General features: G+C 59.2%; 15 protein-coding genes and 1 pseudogene. 10 read left to right on the forward strand and 6 right to left on the reverse strand.

The annotated features are described in order from the left end of the window. Window positions 1-168: 168 nt before the first annotated feature. Window positions 169-1218 carry a YeiH family protein gene (locus ACOI7Z_RS09810; protein ID WP_060590045.1) on the forward strand — a complete coding sequence of 350 codons (1050 nt, stop codon included), beginning with the start codon at window positions 169-171 and terminating at the stop codon, window positions 1216-1218. A 71-nt stretch (window positions 1219-1289) separates the two neighbouring features. Continuing rightward, window positions 1290-2144 carry a deoxyribonuclease IV gene (nfo, locus tag ACOI7Z_RS09815; protein ID WP_023290450.1) on the forward strand — a complete coding sequence of 285 codons (855 nt, stop codon included), beginning with the start codon at window positions 1290-1292 and terminating at the stop codon, window positions 2142-2144. 52 nt (window positions 2145-2196) lie between these two features. Here the strand turns inward: nfo and fruA are convergent, their stop codons facing one another. From fruA to fruB, 3 genes are read right to left on the reverse strand one after another with little or no spacing between them, the layout of a single operon-like run. After that, window positions 2197-3891 carry a PTS fructose transporter subunit IIBC gene (gene fruA, locus ACOI7Z_RS09820; RefSeq protein WP_044524221.1) on the reverse strand — a complete coding sequence of 565 codons (1695 nt, stop codon included), beginning with the start codon at window positions 3889-3891 and terminating at the stop codon, window positions 2197-2199. Between the two features lie 16 nt (window positions 3892-3907). Continuing rightward, window positions 3908-4846, reverse strand: coding sequence for a 1-phosphofructokinase (gene fruK / locus ACOI7Z_RS09825; RefSeq protein ID WP_002912941.1), 939 nt, complete (start codon window positions 4844-4846; stop codon window positions 3908-3910). Beyond that, window positions 4847-5977, reverse strand: coding sequence for a fused PTS fructose transporter subunit IIA/HPr protein (fruB, locus tag ACOI7Z_RS09830; protein ID WP_023290452.1), 1131 nt, complete (start codon window positions 5975-5977; stop codon window positions 4847-4849). Window positions 5978-6313: 336 nt separating this feature from the next. Here fruB and setB point away from each other — a divergent pair, with 336 nt between their 5' ends. Further along, window positions 6314-7495: a sugar efflux transporter SetB gene (setB, locus tag ACOI7Z_RS09835; RefSeq protein ID WP_137916365.1), complete on the forward strand. Its 1182-nt coding sequence runs from the start codon at window positions 6314-6316 to the stop codon at window positions 7493-7495. 34 nt (window positions 7496-7529) lie between these two features. Here setB and ACOI7Z_RS09840 read toward each other — a convergent pair. Together ACOI7Z_RS09840 and ACOI7Z_RS09845 are read right to left on the reverse strand one after the other, a co-directional pair. Then, a pseudogene (locus tag ACOI7Z_RS09840) lies at window positions 7530-7622 on the reverse strand (hypothetical protein); the annotation flags it as partial. A 34-nt stretch (window positions 7623-7656) separates the two neighbouring features. Next, the gene (locus tag ACOI7Z_RS09845) at window positions 7657-7911 is read right to left on the reverse strand and encodes a YkgJ family cysteine cluster protein (RefSeq protein WP_023290454.1); all 255 of its coding nucleotides are present in this window, start codon (window positions 7909-7911) and stop codon (window positions 7657-7659) included. Between the two features lie 147 nt (window positions 7912-8058). Here ACOI7Z_RS09845 and yeiP point away from each other — a divergent pair, with 147 nt between their 5' ends. After that, entirely contained in the window at window positions 8059-8631 is a 573-nt protein-coding gene (gene yeiP / locus ACOI7Z_RS09850) for an elongation factor P-like protein YeiP (RefSeq protein WP_002912951.1), read from the forward strand. 71 nt (window positions 8632-8702) lie between these two features. Here yeiP and uxuA read toward each other — a convergent pair whose 3' ends face one another. Beyond that, entirely contained in the window at window positions 8703-9893 is a 1191-nt protein-coding gene (gene uxuA, locus ACOI7Z_RS09855) for a mannonate dehydratase (RefSeq protein WP_023290455.1), read from the reverse strand. 207 nt (window positions 9894-10100) lie between these two features. On the opposite strand from uxuA, the gene ACOI7Z_RS09860 reads away from it, so the two are divergent. The 6 genes from ACOI7Z_RS09860 (at window position 10101) to ACOI7Z_RS09885 (ending at window position 18036) form a co-directional block, all read left to right on the forward strand. Beyond that, the gene (locus ACOI7Z_RS09860; protein ID WP_137916366.1) at window positions 10101-11567 is read left to right on the forward strand and encodes a mannitol dehydrogenase family protein; all 1467 of its coding nucleotides are present in this window, start codon (window positions 10101-10103) and stop codon (window positions 11565-11567) included. A gap of 120 nt (window positions 11568-11687) precedes the next feature. After that, window positions 11688-12665 carry a CobW family GTP-binding protein gene (locus ACOI7Z_RS09865; RefSeq protein WP_023290457.1) on the forward strand — a complete coding sequence of 326 codons (978 nt, stop codon included), beginning with the start codon at window positions 11688-11690 and terminating at the stop codon, window positions 12663-12665. 37 nt (window positions 12666-12702) lie between these two features. Beyond that, on the forward strand, window positions 12703-13416 hold the full coding sequence (locus ACOI7Z_RS09870; protein WP_420702185.1) for a phosphatase PAP2 family protein: 714 nt from the start codon (window positions 12703-12705) through the stop codon (window positions 13414-13416). Window positions 13417-13842: 426 nt separating this feature from the next. After that, on the forward strand, window positions 13843-14412 hold the full coding sequence (gene mepS, locus ACOI7Z_RS09875; protein WP_004201653.1) for a bifunctional murein DD-endopeptidase/murein LD-carboxypeptidase: 570 nt from the start codon (window positions 13843-13845) through the stop codon (window positions 14410-14412). A gap of 187 nt (window positions 14413-14599) precedes the next feature. Beyond that, the gene (locus ACOI7Z_RS09880) at window positions 14600-16162 is read left to right on the forward strand and encodes a cyclic di-GMP phosphodiesterase (RefSeq protein ID WP_080901701.1); all 1563 of its coding nucleotides are present in this window, start codon (window positions 14600-14602) and stop codon (window positions 16160-16162) included. 68 nt (window positions 16163-16230) lie between these two features. Further along, window positions 16231-18036 (forward strand): extracellular solute-binding protein, encoded by a 1806-nt coding sequence (locus tag ACOI7Z_RS09885; protein ID WP_137916368.1) that lies wholly within the window; start codon window positions 16231-16233, stop codon window positions 18034-18036. The last annotated feature ends 2 nt before the right edge of the window (window positions 18037-18038 follow it).

The raw sequence follows: 18038 nt of genomic DNA on the forward strand, positions 1-18038 counted from the left end.
ATCATCGTCTTGCTGACAAGAGCAGCTCGCTTGCGCGCCTCACTCCCCTGCCCCGTTATCCCCGGCGAAGCGGCCATTAACCACTTATTACGATTGATTATAACCATATAATCAATTTTATATTTAATCCCGCGCGGCGTAACCTTTAGGCAGACAAAGGAGAAGGTTATGACAGCACTCACTTTACCCACCAAACATCGGTCCCTGTGGCATTTTGTCCCAGGCCTGGCGCTGACCGCCGCCCTGACCGGCGCCGCCCTGTGGGCCGGTAGCTTCCCGGCCATCGCCGGGGCGGGCTTCAGCGCCCTGACCCTCGCTATCCTGTTCGGGATGGTCGTCGGTAACACGGTCTATCCGAAAATCTGGCAGCCCTGCGACGGCGGGGTGATCTTCGCCAAACAGCATCTGCTGCGCCTGGGGATCATCCTCTACGGCTTCCGCCTGACGTTCGCCCAGATTGCCGACGTCGGCGTGAGCGGTATTTTGATTGACGTTCTGACGCTCTCCAGCACCTTTTTCATCGCCTGCTTCCTGGGCCAGAAAGTGTTTGGGCTCGATAAGCACACCAGCTGGCTGATCGGCGCCGGCAGCAGCATCTGCGGCGCGGCGGCAGTGCTCGCCAGCGAGCCGGTGGTCAAAGCTGAAGCCAGTAAAGTGACCGTCGCCGTCGCCACGGTGGTGATCTTCGGTACCATCGCCATCTTCCTCTACCCGGCGATGTACCCGCTGCTGGCGCACTGGTTTACCCCGGAGACCTACGGGATCTATATGGGTTCCACCATGCATGAAGTGGCGCAGGTCGTCGCCGCCGGCCATGCGGTTAGCCCGGATGCGGAGAACGCCGCGGTTATCGCTAAAATGCTGCGCGTGATGATGCTGGCCCCGTTCCTGCTGTTCCTGGCGGCGCGTGTTAAACAGCTGACCCCGGCAGGTAACGGCGAGAAAAGCAAAATCACCATTCCGTGGTTTGCCATTATGTTCATCCTGGTGGCGGTGTTTAACTCCTTCCATCTGCTGCCGAAAGCGGTCGTGGAGATGCTGGTGACGCTGGATACCGTCCTGCTGGCGATGGCGATGGCCGCTCTTGGGGTGACCACTCACGTCAGCGCCCTGAAAAAAGCCGGGGCGAAACCGCTGCTGATGGCGCTGATGCTGTTCGTCTGGTTGATTGTCGGCGGCGGGGCCATTAACGTCGCCATCCACAGCCTGATGGCATAAAGCACTACATCTTTCTCCAGTTAAGCCGCTATCATTACCCACCCCCCAGCGGCTTTAACTGGAGTTTTTTTATGAAATACGTAGGAGCGCACGTGAGCGCCTCAGGTGGACTGGCCAATGCCGCCATTCGCGCCGCCGAAATCGAAGCAACCGCCTTCGCCCTCTTCACCAAAAATCAGCGCCAGTGGCGCGCCGCGCCGCTCAGCGACCAGACCATCGCCGAATTCAAAGCCGCCTGTGAAAAGTATCACTTTGGCCCCGGACAGATCCTGCCGCACGACAGCTACCTGATTAACCTCGGCCACCCGGTGGAAGAGGCGCTGGAAAAATCCCGTGACGCCTTCATCGATGAGATGACCCGCTGTCAGCAGCTGGGGCTAACGCTGCTCAACTTCCACCCCGGCAGCCATCTGCAGCAGATCCCGGAGGAAGAGTGTCTGGCGCGCATCGCCGAATCGATCAATATCGCGCTGGCGAAGACCGAAGGCGTCACCGCGGTTATCGAAAATACCGCCGGCCAGGGCAGCAACCTGGGCTTTAAGTTCGAGCACCTCGCGGCCATCATCGACGGCGTGGAAGATAAAACCCGCGTCGGCGTCTGCATCGATACCTGCCACGCCTTCGCCGCCGGCTATGACCTGCGCAGCGCCGAAGCCTGCGAGAAGACCTTTGCCGACTTCGACCGTATCGTCGGCTTTCAGTATCTGCGCGGCATGCATCTCAACGATGCCAAGAGCGCCTTCGGCAGCCGGGTCGACCGTCACCATAGTCTGGGGGAAGGCAACATCGGCCACGATTGCTTCAGCTGGATCATGCAGGACAACCGCTTCGACGGCATTCCGCTGATTCTGGAAACCATCAACCCGGATATCTGGGCGGAAGAGATAGCCTGGCTGCGGGCGCAGCAGATCGCCGAAGTGGCGTAAATAGAGACATAAAAAAAGGCCGAACAGTCGGCCCTTTTTTATTGCGGAGAAATTATGCCGCTTTTTCGACTTCCGCTACCTGCGCTTCCGGGCGTTTCAGCACCGCGTAGGAGAGGCCCGCCACCAGCGTCCCGGCAACAATCGCCAGCAGGTAACCCAGCACTGGCGTAATCGCCCCCGGGATCAGCAGAACAAACAGCCCGCCGTGCGGCGCCATCAGTTTCGCGCCAATCGCCATCGAGATAGCGCCGGTTACCGCGCCGCCGACGATACAGCAAGGCAGCACGCGCATCGGGTCACGGGCGGCAAAAGGAATCGCCCCTTCAGAGATAAAGCACAGGCCGAGAACCAGCGCGGCTTTACCCCCTTCCCGCTGCCCTTTGTCGAACTTATTGCGGGCAACCAGCGTCGCGATACCCATCGCCAGCGGAGGCACCATACCGGCCGCCATGATCGCCGCCATCGGCGCGTAGGTCTGGGTACTCAGCAGGCCAACGCCGAAGGCATAGGCCGCTTTGTTCACCGGGCCGCCCATGTCGGTACACATCATCGCGCCGAGGATCGCGCCCAGCAGAACCGCGTTGGCGGTGCCCATGGTTTGCAGCCAGTGGGTCAGCCAGGCGAGGATACCGGCGACCGGTTTACCAATCAGGTAGATCATCGCCAGGCCCACGATCAGGCTGGAGACCAGCGGAATGATCAGGATCGGCTTCAGCGCTTCCATACTCTGCGGCAGTTTCAGCTTAGTGCTGATGGCTTTCGCCACGTAACCGGCAAGGAAACCGGCAATGATCCCGCCGATAAAGCCGGAGCCGCCGCTGACCGCCAGCATACCGCCGATAAGACCCGGGGTCAGACCCGGACGGTCGGCAATGGAGAAGGCGATAAAGCCCGCCAGCACCGGCACCATCAGCGCGAAGGCCGAGCCGCCGCCGATTTGCATCAGCGCCGCCGCGAGGGTGTCTTTCACTTCAAACGCTTTGATCCCGAAGGCAAAGGAGAGCGCGATACACAGGCCGCCCGCCACCACCATCGGCAGCATGTAGGAGACGCCGGTCAGCAGGTGGCGGTAGGCGCCCGCCGACTCTTTTTTACCTTCGCCAGCAGCCTGAGGTTTACCGGAAGGCTGGTACGGTTTGGCTTCAGCCACCGCTTTGTCCAGCTCCTGGGCGGTTTTCTTCAGCGCCAGACCGGTGGTGGTGCGATACATCGGCTTGCCGGCGAATTTCGCCAGGTCGACTTCGATATCGGCGGCGACGATCACCAGATCCGCCTCGGCCACCTCTTCCGGGGTGATAGCATTGCCCGCGCCGACGGAGCCGCGGGTTTCCACTTTCACCCACCAGCCGCGTTTTTTCGCTTCGGTTTCAATGGCTTCAGCCGCCATAAAGGTATGGGCAACGCCGGTCGGACAGGCGGTGACCGCGACAATACGTTTCGGTCCGCCGGTGGCCGCCGGGACTGCCGCGGCGGCAGGCGCCGCGTACGGCGTCGCGTGGCCTTTAGCTTCGCTGAGGAACAGCTCCGGGTGCGCCACGGCGCGATTAATATCGCCGAGGTAGACCTGTTTGCCGTTCAGCGCGCTGTCAGTGGGCAGCGCCGACCCGAGAACAATCACCAGTTCGGCGTCGTTCGGATTATCAATCAGTTCAAGGTGCGCTTTTGGCGCTGCGGCACCCAGCAGGGTTTTCGCCATATAGGCGCGCGCCTGTCCGAGTCCGGCATCAATAATCAGCAGCGTTTTCATTATGCCTCTCCTGCTGTCAATTAAAGGGTTGTAAGTCGACGCGCGCCATCATCGCGGCCAACTGGGTACGGTCGGTGATCCCGACGTTGCTCTGGCTGACGGCCAGGGCAGCGACGGCGGTCGCCAGGCGCAAGGTATGCTCGCTGGATTCACGCATCAGCAGGCCGTAAATCAGGCCGCCGACCATCGAATCGCCGGCGCCAACGGTGCTGACCACTTCGACTGAAGGCGGTTTGGCAATCCACTCGCCGGAGGCGTTCACCCACAGCGCGCCCTCTTCGCCCAGGGAAATCACCACGTGGGCGATCCCCTGCTCGCGCAGCGCATGGGCGGCGTCGATAACGTCTTTCATCTCCGGCAGCTTACGGCCAGCCCAGATCTCCAGCTCGCGACGGTTCGGTTTCACCAGCCACGGCGCCGCTTTCAGTCCGGCAACCAGCGCTTCGCGGCTGCTGTCGAAAATGATGCACGGGCACTGGCTGCGCAGACGGGTCATCCAGTCGGTAAAGGCTTCCGGGCTGACGCCGGACGGCAGGCTGCCGCTGACGCAGACCATATCGAACTGCCCCAGCCAGCTCAGGGAGTCGTTGACGAAGCGTTCCCAGTCGCCTGGGGTCACTTCAAAGCCGGAGAAGTTGAAATCGGTCACTTCGCCATCTTTTTCCGTCAGCTTAACGTTGATGCGGGTCCGCCCCTGCACCACCTGGAAACGGTTGGCGATCCCCAGCTCGCTGAACAGCTGCTGAAAGCCATCCTGGTTGTCTTTCCCCAGGAAGCCGCCGACGGTGACGTCAATGCCAAGATCTTTCAGCACTTTCGCCACGTTGATGCCTTTCCCGGCGGCGTGCAGGCCGGTGGTACGCACCAGGTTCACTTCACCGCGCTCGATCTCCGGGGTGAAGCCCACCAGATCGTACGCCGGGTTTAAAGTAATGGTTGCTACACGTCTGCTCATTTATGCGCCCTCCCCAAGGCCTGCGGCGATCGCTTCGCCAATCGCATCCAGCGCTTGTTGCGCATCCTCACCCTGCGCGGTAAAGCGCAGACGGTGACCTTTTTTCACACCCAGCGCCACGACCTTCATCAGGCTGCGGCCGTTGGCCGGCTTGCCGGAACCGTCGAGGTTAGTGACGGTGACGTCGCTGGAAAATTGTTTAATGGTGTTGACCAGCATGGTGCCCGGACGGGCATGCAGGCCGTGCTCATTGCGCACCACGAATTCGGCGCTCAGCACATCTTCGGCAATCGCGTCGTCGCTGGTCAGCAGCGCCAGCACGGTGGCGGCGTCGGCTTTCAGCAGATGGTCAGCTTTCTTGTCCAGCAGCAGCTTGCTCAGGCGGTTCAGCACCGCGGTTGGCTGATCGTCGGTCATCGCCACCGTAACCAACAGGGAAACCGGCTGGTCGTCGCGGGTGAAGGCGGTGGCGGCGCGGCTGACCGCCACGGCGCTGCGCAGATTGCCTTCGGCGCTGTCGTTCAGCCAGATGCCCTGACCGAGGTTCAGCGGCGTATCGTTAATGACGTGGCTAACGAAGGCGGAATCCACAGCGCCTGCTTCTTTCAGACGCGCGGCGTTCAGCGCCTGCAGGGTCAGCAGATCGCTGGCCGCGACGTCGAGACTCAGGGTCTCGTTGTCCAGCTTCAGCGCTTCGCTCTGCTTCTCCCCCATCAGCAGCGCCCGCAGCTCTTCCGCGGTGGTGGCGGACTGCAGCTGGGCGGCGACCGCGTCATCGCTCAGCACATGGGTCAGCTGACGCAGCAGGCCGAGGTGTTCATCTGAGCTGGCGGCAATCCCGATCGCCACATAGGCGGTCTGCCCTTCGCCCCAGGTGACGCCCTGCGGGAACTGAAACACCTGAACGCCGGTCTTCAGCACCTGGTCACGCGTATCCGTCGTGCCGTGCGGGATCGCGATCCCGTTGCCGAGGAAGGTCGAGGTCTGCTGCTCGCGCGCCAGCATGCCGTTCACGTAGCCATCGGCCACGTTGCCGGCGCTGACCAGCGCGGCGGCGACCTGCCGGATGGCCTCTTCTTTATTACCGGCCTGCTGGCCGGGATGAATATCCTGCACAGATAACTGGAACATGGTTCTCCTCTCCTGCTGAATTGAATCGTTTCAGCTAACTTGAGAAAAAAGGCGCCATCTGACGGTGAACGATATGCCGAATGACGCTGAAACGTTTCAAGAATTCTGTACCTTTCTTGCTCAACGCGCAAGGTACGTCAGCGACTTGATTGCAGAACTTAGAGGTACTGCACACTTTTGCTGAAGCCCTGGCGCCTGGCCGCGGTAAACGTCAGCTTTTTGCTGAACCCTCTATTTTGAAACGCCTTTTTAATTATTCGTGCCATACTACTGTTTATTTTCAGCCAGCAGGCGTAAACTCCGCGCCGTCTCCTGAAACTACAGAAAACCAAACACATGGAAAACCGAAGCGCCGCCCTCCCCCGACGCGGGTTCGATGTCACCTCTTCCGCCTTCCTGATCGTCGCCTTTCTGACGGGCATTGCCGGGGCGTTGCAGACGCCGACCCTGAGCCTGTTTCTAACCAATGAAGTGCATGTCCGCCCGGCGATGGTGGGTTTCTTTTTTACCGGCAGCGCCGTCATCGGCATTCTGGTCAGCCAGTTCCTCGCCGGACGTTCTGACCGTCAGGGCGATCGCAAGCAGCTGATTGTCGTCTGCTGCCTGCTGGGGGTGCTGGCCTGCGTGCTGTTTGCCTGGAACCGGAACTATTTCATTTTGCTGTTCATCGGCGTATTCCTTAGCAGCTTTGGTTCGACCGCCAACCCGCAGATGTTCGCCCTCGCGCGCGAGCATGCCGACAAAACCGGCCGCGAAGCGGTGATGTTCAGCTCCATTTTGCGCGCCCAGGTCTCGCTGGCATGGGTGATTGGTCCCCCGCTGGCCTATGCCCTGGCGATGGGGTTTGGCTTTACCGCGATGTACCTCAGCGCCGCGGCGGCGTTTATCGTCTGCGGGATCATGGTCTGGCTGTTCTTGCCCAGCATGCGCAAAGCGAAGGCGGTGGCGACTGGCCGGCTGGAAGCCCCGCGCACGCACCGCCGCGATGCGCTGCTGCTGTTCAGCATCTGCACGCTGATGTGGGGCACCAACAGCCTGTACATCATTAATATGCCGCTGTTTATCATTAACGAGCTGCATCTGCCGGAGAAGCTGGCCGGCCTGATGATGGGGACCGCCGCCGGGCTGGAAATTCCCACCATGCTGATTGCCGGTTACTACGCCCGGCGCTTCGGTAAACGCTTTCTGATGCGCCTTTCCGCGGTGGCTGGAGTGCTGTTTTATGTGGGCATGCTGACGGTGCATACGCCGGCGCTGCTGCTGGCGATGCAGGTGCTGAACGCCATCTATATCGGGATCCTCGCCGGGATTGGCATGCTTTATTTCCAGGATTTGATGCCCGGGCAGGCGGGCGCGGCCACCACCCTCTACACCAATACCACCCGCGTCGGCTGGATCATCGCCGGCTCACTGGCGGGCGTGGTGGCAGAGATCTGGAGCTATCATGCGGTGTTCTGGATAGCGCTGGTTATGGGGATCGCCACCCAGGCCTGCATGTGGCGGATCAGAGACGTATAGATAAGGTTGCCCGGCCGGAGCCGGGCAGTGGAGATTAGTGATCCAGATAGAGATAATGCAGCCAGCTGGTCATGCGCAGCAGCACCTTGCGCATAATCGACACATGGGCAAAATAATCGGTATACACATATCAAAAACCTGTCTCATTTGCTGCTTTAAGCTCAGGGCGCGGTGGCCAGCTCAAGCTCCAGCAGCCAGGTGATGGCGTCATCACGATGAGTAAAGCACATCTCCGGCGAGGGCTGCAGGCTGGCACACACCTTCGGACGCAGTGGGGAGCCGAAAATCAGGCACAGATTGTGCTCGGAGAGCTGAATACAGCGGGTATTGGCCGGCTTGCCCTGCGGCATGCCGGGGATCGGCGAGGATATAGAGGGGGCGATGCAACATGCGCCACAATCAGTACGACATTCCACAACCCAGCTCCCAAACGCTCATTTTGCGCCACAGCCTAAACGTTTTGCCAGAAGATAGCAAAACTCGCGAATTCCACTTGCCTGAACGCCCGGGCGCGAGTAGTTTTACGCGATATTTTTGACTCGTTAAGTGACAGGATTACTGCAATGCCAAGAGCGAATGAAATTAAAAAAGGTATGGTGCTGAATTACAACGGCAAGCTGCTGATTGTAAAAAATATCGATATTCAGTCACCCAGCGCCCGCGGTGCTGCGACACTGTATAAAATGCGCTTCTCCGATGTGCGTACCGGCCTGAAAGTAGAAGAGCGCTTCAAAGGCGACGATATCGTCGATACCGTGACCCTGACCCGCCGTTTCGTTGACTTCTCCTATGTCGATGGCAACGAATACGTGTTCATGGATAAAGAAGACTACACCCCTTACACCTTCACGAAAGAGCAGATCGAAGAAGAGCTGCAGTTTATTCCGGAAGGCGGCATGCCGGATATGCAGGTGTTGACCTGGGACGGCCAGCTGCTGGCGCTTGAGCTGCCGCAGACCGTGGACCTGGAAATTATCGAAACCGCGCCGGGTATTAAAGGGGCATCCGCCAGCTCCCGCACCAAGCCCGCCACCATGAGCACCGGCCTGGTGATTCAGGTGCCGGAATACCTGACCACCGGTGAGAAAATCCGCATTCATATCGAAGAGTGCCGCTATATGGGCCGCGCGGATTAATTTTCCGTGACGAGTTGACCAGAAAAAAGGACAGCCGCTGGCTGTCCTTTTTGTTATCCCCGTTGCCGCGATTACAGCAGTTCAGGGTATTTGGTCATCTTCAGCGCCAGCTCCACGCCGCGCACTTCCGCCATCCCCTTGAGACGGCCAATCGCCGAATAGCCTGGGTTGGTTTTCTTGCGCAGATCGTCCAGCATCTGATGACCATGATCCGGACGGAACGGGATCGGGCGCAGATCGCCGGCCTGTTTACGCCGCTGCTCTTCACGCAGAATCGCATCCACCACCGCCACCATATTGACGTCGCCGCTAAGGTGCGCCGCCTCGTGGAAGGTTTTCGGGTTCGCCTCGCGGCAGGTGGCGCGCAGATGGGTAAAGTGGATGCGATCGCCAAAGGTTTCCACCATCTTCACCAGATCGTTATCGGCGCGGACGCCATAGGATCCGGTGCACATGGTAAAGCCGTTATTGATGCTGTCCACTGTCTCTTTCAGCCACTGCATATCTTCGATGGTCGACACGATACGCGGCAGGCCCAGGATCGGCCGCGGCGGATCGTCCGGATGCACTGCCAGTCGGATCCCCACCTCTTCGCACACCGGTACGATGGCCCGCAGGAAATAGGCCATATTTTCGCGCAGCTGCGCTTTATCGATGTGGTCATATTCCGCCAGGCGCGCGCGGAACTGGTCGAGGGTGTAGCCCTCTTCCGCCCCCGGCAGGCCGGCGATGATATTGCGGGTCAGTTTCTCAATGTCCGCTTCGCTCATCGCCTTGTAATACGCCTCGGCCTGGCGCTGCTCTTCTTCGCTGTAATCCGCTTCCGCCCCCGGGCGTTTGAGGATATGCAGTTCAAAGGCGGCGAAGGCGATCTGATCGAAACGCAGCGCCCGGGAGCCGTCCGGCAGCTCATATTCCAGATCGGTGCGCGTCCAGTCGAGGATCGGCATAAAGTTGTAGCAGACGGTATCGATGCCGCAGGCCGCGAGGTTGCGGATGCTCTGCTGATAGTTGGCAATCCAGGTCGCATACTGCCCGCTGTGGGTTTTAATATCCTCGTGCACCGGAATGCTTTCGACCACCGACCAGGTCAGCCCTTTCGCCGCTAACAGCGCCTGACGCTCTTTAATCTCGTCGACCGGCCAGACCTGACCGTTTGCAATATGGTGCAGCGCAGTGACGACCCCGGTCGCCCCCGCCTGTCGTACATCATCAAGCGATACCGGATCGTTCGGCCCATACCACCGCCAGGTTTGCTCCATCGCTATGCCCTCACAAAAGTTGTTATACCAATAATGGCGACAATCATGACGACTACCATACATGTTTCTCGTCAGGCTGCAAACAGAGCCGGCGCATTGATTGATCCAGCTCACAGTCAGCGGATAATTTCGGCTTACCAATTTAATTTCCTGTCATATAACTTTAGACTGGCAATGTTAATAAGCAGTTAAACAGGTGTGTAAAGAATGACAACAATTGCAACCGCTACGCTACCGGAAAACGTGCAATGTCCTCAGTACGATCGCAGCCAGCTCCGCTCGCGTATTGTCCATTTCGGCTTTGGCGCGTTTCATCGCGCGCACCAGGCGCTGCTGACCGATCGCGTGCTGAATAACATCGGCGGCGACTGGGGGATCTGCGAAATCAGTCTGTTCAGCGGCGATACGCTGATGAGCCAGCTTCGCGAACAGGACCACCTGTTTACCGTACTGGAAAAAGGCGCCGACGGTAATCAGCCCATTGTTATCGGCGCGGTGCACGAATGCCTGAACGCCAGGCTCGATTCGCTGGCGGCGATTATCGAGAAATTTTGCGAGCCGCAGGTAGCGATTGTCTCGCTGACCATCACGGAAAAAGGCTATTGCATCGATCCGGCGACCGGCAAGCTGGATCCGACGCATCCGCGTATCGTTCACGATCTGGAAAATCCGACGCTGCCGCAGTCGGCTCCCGGTATTTTAGTTGAAGCGCTGGCCCGCCGCCGGGAACGGGGCCTGCCGCCCTTTACCGTGCTCTCCTGCGATAACATTCCCGACAACGGCCACGTGGTGAAAAATGCCGTCCTCGGCATGGCGGAAAAACGCAGTCCGGCGCTGGCGAGCTGGATCGCCGACAACGTCAGCTTCCCGGGCACCATGGTGGATCGCATTGTTCCCGCCGCCACCGCGGAGTCGCTGGCGGAAATCGCCGCCGTGCTGGGGGTGGAAGATCCCTGCGCCATCAGCTGCGAACCCTTCATTCAGTGGGTGGTCGAAGACCACTTTGTCGCCGGGCGCCCCGCCTGGGAGACGGCGGGCGTGCAGATGACCGACGACGTGCTGCCCTGGGAGCAGATGAAGCTGCGGATGCTCAACGGCAGCCACTCTTTCCTCGCCTGGCTTGGCTATCTGGCAGGTCATGCGCACGTCAGCGACTGCATGCAGGATGAGGTCTTCCGCCGCGCCGCCCGCCAGCTGATGCTTGACGAACAGGCCCCGACGCTGACCATTACCGGCGTCGATCTGGCGGCCTATGCCGACAGCCTGATCGCGCGCTTCAGCAACCCGGCGCTCAAACACCGTACCTGGCAAATCGCCATGGACGGCAGCCAGAAGCTGCCCCAGCGTATGCTCGACGGTATTCGCGTGCATCTTGAGCGCGGCAGCCGCTGGCCGCTGCTGGCCCTCGGCGTAGCCGGCTGGATGCGCTACGTCAGCGGTACGGACGATGCCGGTCAGGCCATCGACGTCCGCGATCCGCTGGTGGACAAGATCCAGCAGCGGGTGGCGCAGAGCGATGAGCAGCAGCGCGTTGACGCCCTGCTGGGTCTGGAGGAAATATTTGGCCGCGACCTGCCGCGCAACGCGCAGTTTGTCGCCGGGATCCGCGCCGCCTGGCAGCAGCTGGCGATGCACGGCGCCCGCGAGGCGGTTGCCCGCGCGCTCAATTCTTAACAATATTTGCGCTTATGCGGACAGAATTTCCTTCTGTCCGCCTCAGGACTTCTCTTTTCCCTCTTTTTTCGTCAGGATAGACGTAACTGTTACAACATTACATTTATCCTGGAGAAAAGAGTGACCAGAACCAATTTGATCACCGGCTTTCTCGGCAGCGGTAAGACGACCTCGATTCTTCATCTGCTGGCGCAGAAGCCTGCGGATGAAAAATGGGCCGTACTGGTTAACGAGTTTGGCGAAGTCGGGATAGACGGCGCCCTGCTGGCCGACAGCGGCGCCCTGCTCAAGGAGATCCCCGGCGGCTGCATGTGCTGTGTCAATGGCCTGCCGATGCAGGTCGGGCTGAATACCCTGCTGCGCCAGGGGAAACCCGATCGTCTGTTGATTGAGCCCACCGGACTTGGCCATCCAAAGCAGATCCTCGATATCCTCACCGCGGCGGTGTATGAACCCTGGATCGATCTGCGCGCGACCCTGTGCATTCTCGATCCGCGTCAGCTACTGGACGAGAAAGCGGTCAACAACGACAACTTTCGCGACCAGCTGGCGGCGGCGGATATCATCGTGGCCAATAAAAGCGATCGGGAAACGCCCGAAAGCGCTCAGGCGTTTGTCGACTGGTGGCAACGCTGGGGCGGCGATCGCCGCCAGGTGTCGGCGACCCAGGGTAATATCGACCTGGCCCTGCTTGATGAACCGCGGCGCAATACCGCCCCGCTGCCGGCGAGCGCGGAGCACGCCCACCGCCATCCCCCCACAGCCGGTCTCGCCGCCCTTAGTCTGGCGGAACACCAGCGCTGGCGCCGCCATCTTAACAGCGGCCAGGGCTATCAGGCCTGCGGCTGGATCTTCGACGCGGAAACGGTCTTTGACACCATCGCCCTGCTGGAGTGGGCCCGGCTGGCGCCGGTGGCGCGCGTCAAAGGTGTGCTGCGCATTGCCGAAGGGGCGGTGCGGATCAACCGCCAGGGCGAGGATCTGCATATCGAGACCCTTAGCGTCGCCCCGCCCGATAGCCGCATCGAGCTTATCTCCGCCCATGAAGCCGACTGGAACGCGCTCCAGACCTCATTGTTGAGGCTTCGTTTAAGTTAAGGCGGCTAAGGTTGCCGCCGACTGTCACAAAATCGCAATGGCTATGATGAAAAACCGAATTCCTTTAATCCTGCTGCTTAACTTCGCGGGTGTGGCGCTATTTTGCTCCTGGTATCTGCCAGCCAACCACGGCGCGTGGGCGCCGGTAGACGCCGCGATCTTCCATTTCTTTAACCATGGCGTCAGCGTCAGACGCGCTTACGCCTGGCTGCTGGCGATCATCAACAATCGCGCCTTCGACGCCTGCTCGCTGCTGGCGATGGGTTGCCTGATGCTCAGCTACTGGCTCAAGGCGCCGGCGGCAGGCCGTCGTCAGATCGCTATTATGGGCGTGGTAATGCTGCTGGCGGCGGTGATCATCAACCAGCTGGCGCAGCACCTGATGCCGGTTCAGCGCGCCAGTCCGTCGCTGTTTTTTAACGGTGTCACCCGCGTCAGCGACGTCGTTAACTTCCCCACTAAGGATGCTTCCAAGGACAGCTTCCCCGGCGATCATGGGATGATGCTGCTGATCTTCGCGAGCTTTATGTGGCGCTATTTTGGCCGCCGCGCGCTGGCCGTGGCGCTGGTGATATTTGTGGTCTTTGCTTTCCCGCGGGTGATGATTGGCGCCCACTGGTTCAGCGATATTGCTGTCGGCTCTCTGACCGCCGTGCTGATTGGCGCGCCCTGGGTATTGATGACGCCGCTGAGCGATAAACTGATCGCCTTTTTCGATCGCTACTTACCCGGCGGATTATCGGCCAAATAAAGCCGTGGGCAGCCGCCAGGGGCATTATCTATAAGGGGACCTTTTGGGTCCCTTTTTTCAATTTTCCTTTTTTTCAACATCGCGTTCATCTTCTGGTCACATTAATCCCGTGACAAATGAAGGAATTGTCTGTTTTTTGCCCGGAATTGCCGCAATTTTGACCTTTCCCGATGATTCACTTTTTGTCACCAAAATACTTATAAGAAATCGCGCAAAACCGCTCGCCATGCGGCGTTTGATAGGGTAATCTCGTTCTCGTTTTGCCTTTTCCGCAACATTAATTCAGGCCCTGAATAAAATTGTGCGTGACTGCACAAATTTAAGCTTAAGGAATTGTCTCATTGCGGATGGGTATTTAGGCTCTAACACGTTTGGCATTTTTTATAACGACATTGTCGTTAAGGACAACAAGGGAAAATAAACAGCATGGTCAAATCTCAGCCGATTTTGAGATACATCTTGCGGGTAGCCCCCGCGATTGCAGTAGCGGTTCTGCTTTCCGCGTGTAGTTCAACAAGTACCGCCAGGAATATGCATTCTGAGACGCATGCTGTGGGTAGTGGCGATTTATCATCACTGCAAGCCTCTCAGGATGAATTTGAAACGATGGTCCGTAACCTGGACGTGAAGTCCCGTTTAATGGATCAGTATGCCAGCTGGAAAGGCGTGCGTTACCGCCTCGGCGGCAGCACTCGCAAAGGTATCGACTGCTCGGCGTTCGTGCAGCGCACCTTCCGCGAACAATTTGGTCTGGAACTGCCGCGTTCAACTTCTGAACAGCAGGAAACCGGAAAATCGATTTCCCGTACCCAGCTGCGTACTGGCGATCTGGTTCTGTTCCGCGCCGGCTCTACCGGCCGCCATGTCGGGATCTACCTCGGCAACAACCAGTTTGTTCACGCCTCTACCAGCAGCGGAGTGACCATCTCCAGCATGGATGAGCCATACTGGAAAAAGCGCTACAACGAAGCGCGTCGAGTCCTGAGCCGCTCGTAAACTGTCCTCTACCGCCGCCGGTTATCCCTTGGCTGGAAGCGGGATAAAAAACACTGCCCCGGCAGTGTTTTTTTTTGCCACCTGATTCTGAACGACGCAAAATAAGCTATGTCTTTTAAGTGGGAATGAGAAAAACGACGACTGACAACCCGTTGCTGCGCATCAATAACACGGAAAGACTATAGCTATGCTGACTCGCTACTTTTCGCCCCAGCGTAAAACCTGGCTAACCAGCCTGTGCGTGGGCATTATCGTCGCGCTACTGGCTGGCAGCATTCAGTTTATGGTGATTTACCATAACCGGGCCGAGCGTTTCGACGCCATTATCAACAATGTTAATACCTATCTGAAAAGCTATTTTCACGACCTGCGCCAGACCATTGACGGCCTGCAGCCGCTCGTGGACCAGCCCTGCGAGAATATTGACTCCGGGCTCACCTCCCACGCCGCGTTCAGCCCTAACGTCCGCGCTTTTCTGCTGGTCAAAAACGGCGTGGCCTTTTGCTCCTCGGCAACCGGCGCCATGAATACCCCCCTCACCCAGCTGATCCCGGCCATTGATATCCGCAAACCCCTTGATATGGCGATTTTGCCAGGCACGCCGATGATGCCGAAGAGCGCGGCGCTGGCACTATGGGTAGGCAAACCCGGTGATGAAAACAGCGGCATTTTCGTGTCGATTAACGCCAATCTCACGCCGTATATCCTCTATTCCGCACGGCAGAATGATTTCAGCGGTATTGCGCTGGTCATCGGCCACACCGCTATCTCCACCTTCAGTAACCGGCTGGTGGATCCGCAAACGCTGCATAATGTGCCGATCCGCGAAGTGCAGATCGACGGTTTCCCCCTCAAGGTCTACCTGTATGCCAACAGCTGGCTGGCGGAAAATACGCAGTTTGCTCTGCTGCTCGGGGTGGTGTGCGGCCTGCTGGCGGGGCTGCTCTGCTATTACGTGCTGTCGATCAAATCCGATCCGCGAAAATCCATTCTGCTGGGGATCAAAAACAACCAGTTCTACGTCGTCTATCAGCCGGTGGTGAATGCCCAGACTCTGCGTATCAGCGGCGTGGAGGTCCTGATGCGCTGGCGCCATCCGGTGGTAGGCGAAATTCCGCCTGACGTCTTTATTAACCTCGCGGAAACCCAGCAGATGATCGTGCCGCTGACCGATCACCTGCTGGCGCTGATCGCCCGCGACGCGCCGGCGCTGAAGCGTATTCTGCCGCACGGCGTCAAGCTGGGGCTCAATATTTCCCCAGCCCATCTTCAGGCCGACAGCTTCCGCGACGATATGCTGCGCTTCGCCGCCGCGCTGCCCGCCGGCCATTTTCACGTGGTGCTGGAGGTCACAGAGCGGGCGATGATTGACAAAGAAAAATCGGTCGCTAACTTCGCCTGGCTGCACCAGCACGGTTTTGAAATCGCGATCGATGATTTTGGCACCGGGCATAGCGCGTTGATCTATCTCGAACGCTATAACTTCGATTATCTGAAGATCGATCGCGGCTTTGTGCAGGCGATCGGCACCGAAACCGTCACCTCGCCAGTGCTGGATGCGGTGCTGACCCTCAGCCGCCGGCTGAAATTGATGACCGTTGCCGAAGGGGTGGAGACCCAGGAGCAGGCGGAGTGGCTCCGCGCTCAGGGAGTGCATTTCCTGCAGGGGTACTGGATCAGCCGGCCGCTGTCGCTGGCGGCGCTAGTGGCCGCGCACGATGAACCCGCGAATTATTTCACAACGCGTTAAGTCTCACTTATGATGCGGGAACAGAAGTCGGCCACGGGGGCCGGCTATGACAGGGTATTTTGCCGCCTATGTATGCGCGACTTTTTCTGCTTCTGCTTGCTCTGTTTAGCCTGAGCGCTAAAGCGCAATCCATTCAGGAAAACGTCGCCTTCGCGATTATCGGCGAACCCAAATACGCCGCCGGTTTCAGCCATTTTGATTATGTTAATCCACAGGCGCCGAAAGGCGGCACCCTCACCCTGGCGGCGATTGGCACCTTTGACAACTTCAACCGCTACGCGCTGCGCGGCAATCCCGCGGTACGCACTGAGGCGCTCTACGATCCCCTGTTCACCACCTCGGATGATGAGCCCGGCAGCTACTATCCGTTGATTGCCGAACGGGCGCGCTACGCCGGGGACTATTCATGGATGGAGATCGCCCTCAACCCGCGCGCCCGTTTTCACGACGGCACGCCAATCACCGCCCGCGATGTCGCTTTTACCTTCAATAAGTTTATGACCGAAGGGGTGCCGCAGTTCCGCCTCTTTTATAAAGGCACCACCGTGAAGGCCATCGCGCCGTTGACCGTGCGTATCGACCTCGGCCAGCCCGGTAAAGAGAACATGCTGAGCCTGCTGAGCCTGCCGGTGATGCCCGAGGCGTTCTGGCGTCATCACAAACTCAGCGACCCGTTGTCAAAGCCGCCGCTGGCCAGCGGGCCCTACCGCATCAGCGCCTGGCGGATGGGACAGTATATTACCTATTCCCGGGTCGCCGATTACTGGGCGGCCGACCTGCCGGTCAACCGCGGTCGCTGGAACTTCGATACGCTGCGCTATGACTATTATCTTGACGACAACGTCGCTTTCGAAGCCTTTAAAGCCGGGGCCGTCGACCGCCGGGAAGAGACGGTCGCCAAAAACTGGGCCACCCGCTACGTCGGCCGCAACTTCAGCCGCGGCTACATCATTAAAGAGGAGTATGCCAACACCTCGGCGCAGGATACCCAGTGGCTGGCGTTCAATATTCAGCGCCCGGTATTCGCCGATCGCCGGGTGCGGGAGGCCATTACCCTGGCGTTTGATTTTGAATGGATGAACAAGGCGCTTTTTTACAGCGCGTATCAGCGCGCCAACAGCTATTTCCAGAACACCGAATATGCCGCCCGCAGCCTGCCCGACGCGGCCGAGCTGGCCCTGCTGACGCCAATTAAAAACGAACTGCCCCCCGAGCTCTTCAGCCAGGTTTACCAGCCGCCGGTCTCCCGCGGCGATGGCTTCGACCGCGCCAACTTACTCAAAGCCGACGCCCTGCTTAACGCGGCGGGCTGGACGGTGAAGAACCAGCGCCGGGTTAACGCCGCCACCGGCAAGCCGCTGCGTTTTGAACTGCTGATGCCGGCCGGAAGCAATGACCGCTGGGTGCTGCCGTTTCAGCACAACCTGCAGCGCCTGGGGATCGTCATGGATATTCGTCAGGTGGATAACTCGCAGTACAGCAACCGCCGCCGCAGCCGCGATTACGACATGATGCCGAGCCTGTGGCGCGCCATGCCCTGGCCGGGGACTGACCTGCAAATCTCCTGGGCGTCGGACTATATTCACTCCAGCTACAACGCGCCGGGGGTGCAAAGTCCGGTGGTGGATAAACTGATTGCGCAGATCCTGCAGTGGCAGGGTAATAAGCAGAAGCTGATCCCCCTTGGCCGGGCGCTGGACCGCGTCCTCACCTGGAACCACTACATGTTGCCGATGTGGTATATGGCGCAGGACCGCACCGCGTGGTGGAATAAATTCTCGTTCCCCCAAACCCGCCCCATTTATTCGTCCGGCCTTGATACCTGGTGGTATGACGCGAACAAAGCAGCCACCCTCCCCGCGGACAGACGCTAAGG

This window comes from Klebsiella sp. C283 (assembly GCF_048822555.1).
Lineage (GTDB): Bacteria > Pseudomonadota > Gammaproteobacteria > Enterobacterales > Enterobacteriaceae > Klebsiella > Klebsiella quasipneumoniae.

Excerpts from the sequence above, each read along its gene's own strand:
- yeiP (WP_002912951.1), top strand. The coding sequence starts at position 8,059 with ATGCCAAGAGCGAATGAAATTAAAAAAGGTATGGTGCTGAATTACAAC.
- ACOI7Z_RS09860 (WP_137916366.1), top strand. The coding sequence starts at position 10,101 with ATGACAACAATTGCAACCGCTACGCTACCGGAAAACGTGCAATGTCCT.
- uxuA (WP_023290455.1), bottom strand. The coding sequence starts at position 9,893 with ATGGAGCAAACCTGGCGGTGGTATGGGCCGAACGATCCGGTATCGCTT.
- ACOI7Z_RS09880 (WP_080901701.1), top strand. The coding sequence starts at position 14,600 with ATGCTGACTCGCTACTTTTCGCCCCAGCGTAAAACCTGGCTAACCAGC.
- ACOI7Z_RS09870 (WP_420702185.1), top strand. The coding sequence starts at position 12,703 with ATGGCTATGATGAAAAACCGAATTCCTTTAATCCTGCTGCTTAACTTC.
- fruA (WP_044524221.1), bottom strand. The coding sequence starts at position 3,891 with ATGAAAACGCTGCTGATTATTGATGCCGGACTCGGACAGGCGCGCGCC.
- ACOI7Z_RS09885 (WP_137916368.1), top strand. The coding sequence starts at position 16,231 with ATGTATGCGCGACTTTTTCTGCTTCTGCTTGCTCTGTTTAGCCTGAGC.
- fruB (WP_023290452.1), bottom strand. The coding sequence starts at position 5,977 with ATGTTCCAGTTATCTGTGCAGGATATTCATCCCGGCCAGCAGGCCGGT.
- ACOI7Z_RS09810 (WP_060590045.1), top strand. The coding sequence starts at position 169 with ATGACAGCACTCACTTTACCCACCAAACATCGGTCCCTGTGGCATTTT.
- fruK (WP_002912941.1), bottom strand. The coding sequence starts at position 4,846 with ATGAGCAGACGTGTAGCAACCATTACTTTAAACCCGGCGTACGATCTG.
- mepS (WP_004201653.1), top strand. The coding sequence starts at position 13,843 with ATGGTCAAATCTCAGCCGATTTTGAGATACATCTTGCGGGTAGCCCCC.
- nfo (WP_023290450.1), top strand. The coding sequence starts at position 1,290 with ATGAAATACGTAGGAGCGCACGTGAGCGCCTCAGGTGGACTGGCCAAT.
- setB (WP_137916365.1), top strand. The coding sequence starts at position 6,314 with ATGGAAAACCGAAGCGCCGCCCTCCCCCGACGCGGGTTCGATGTCACC.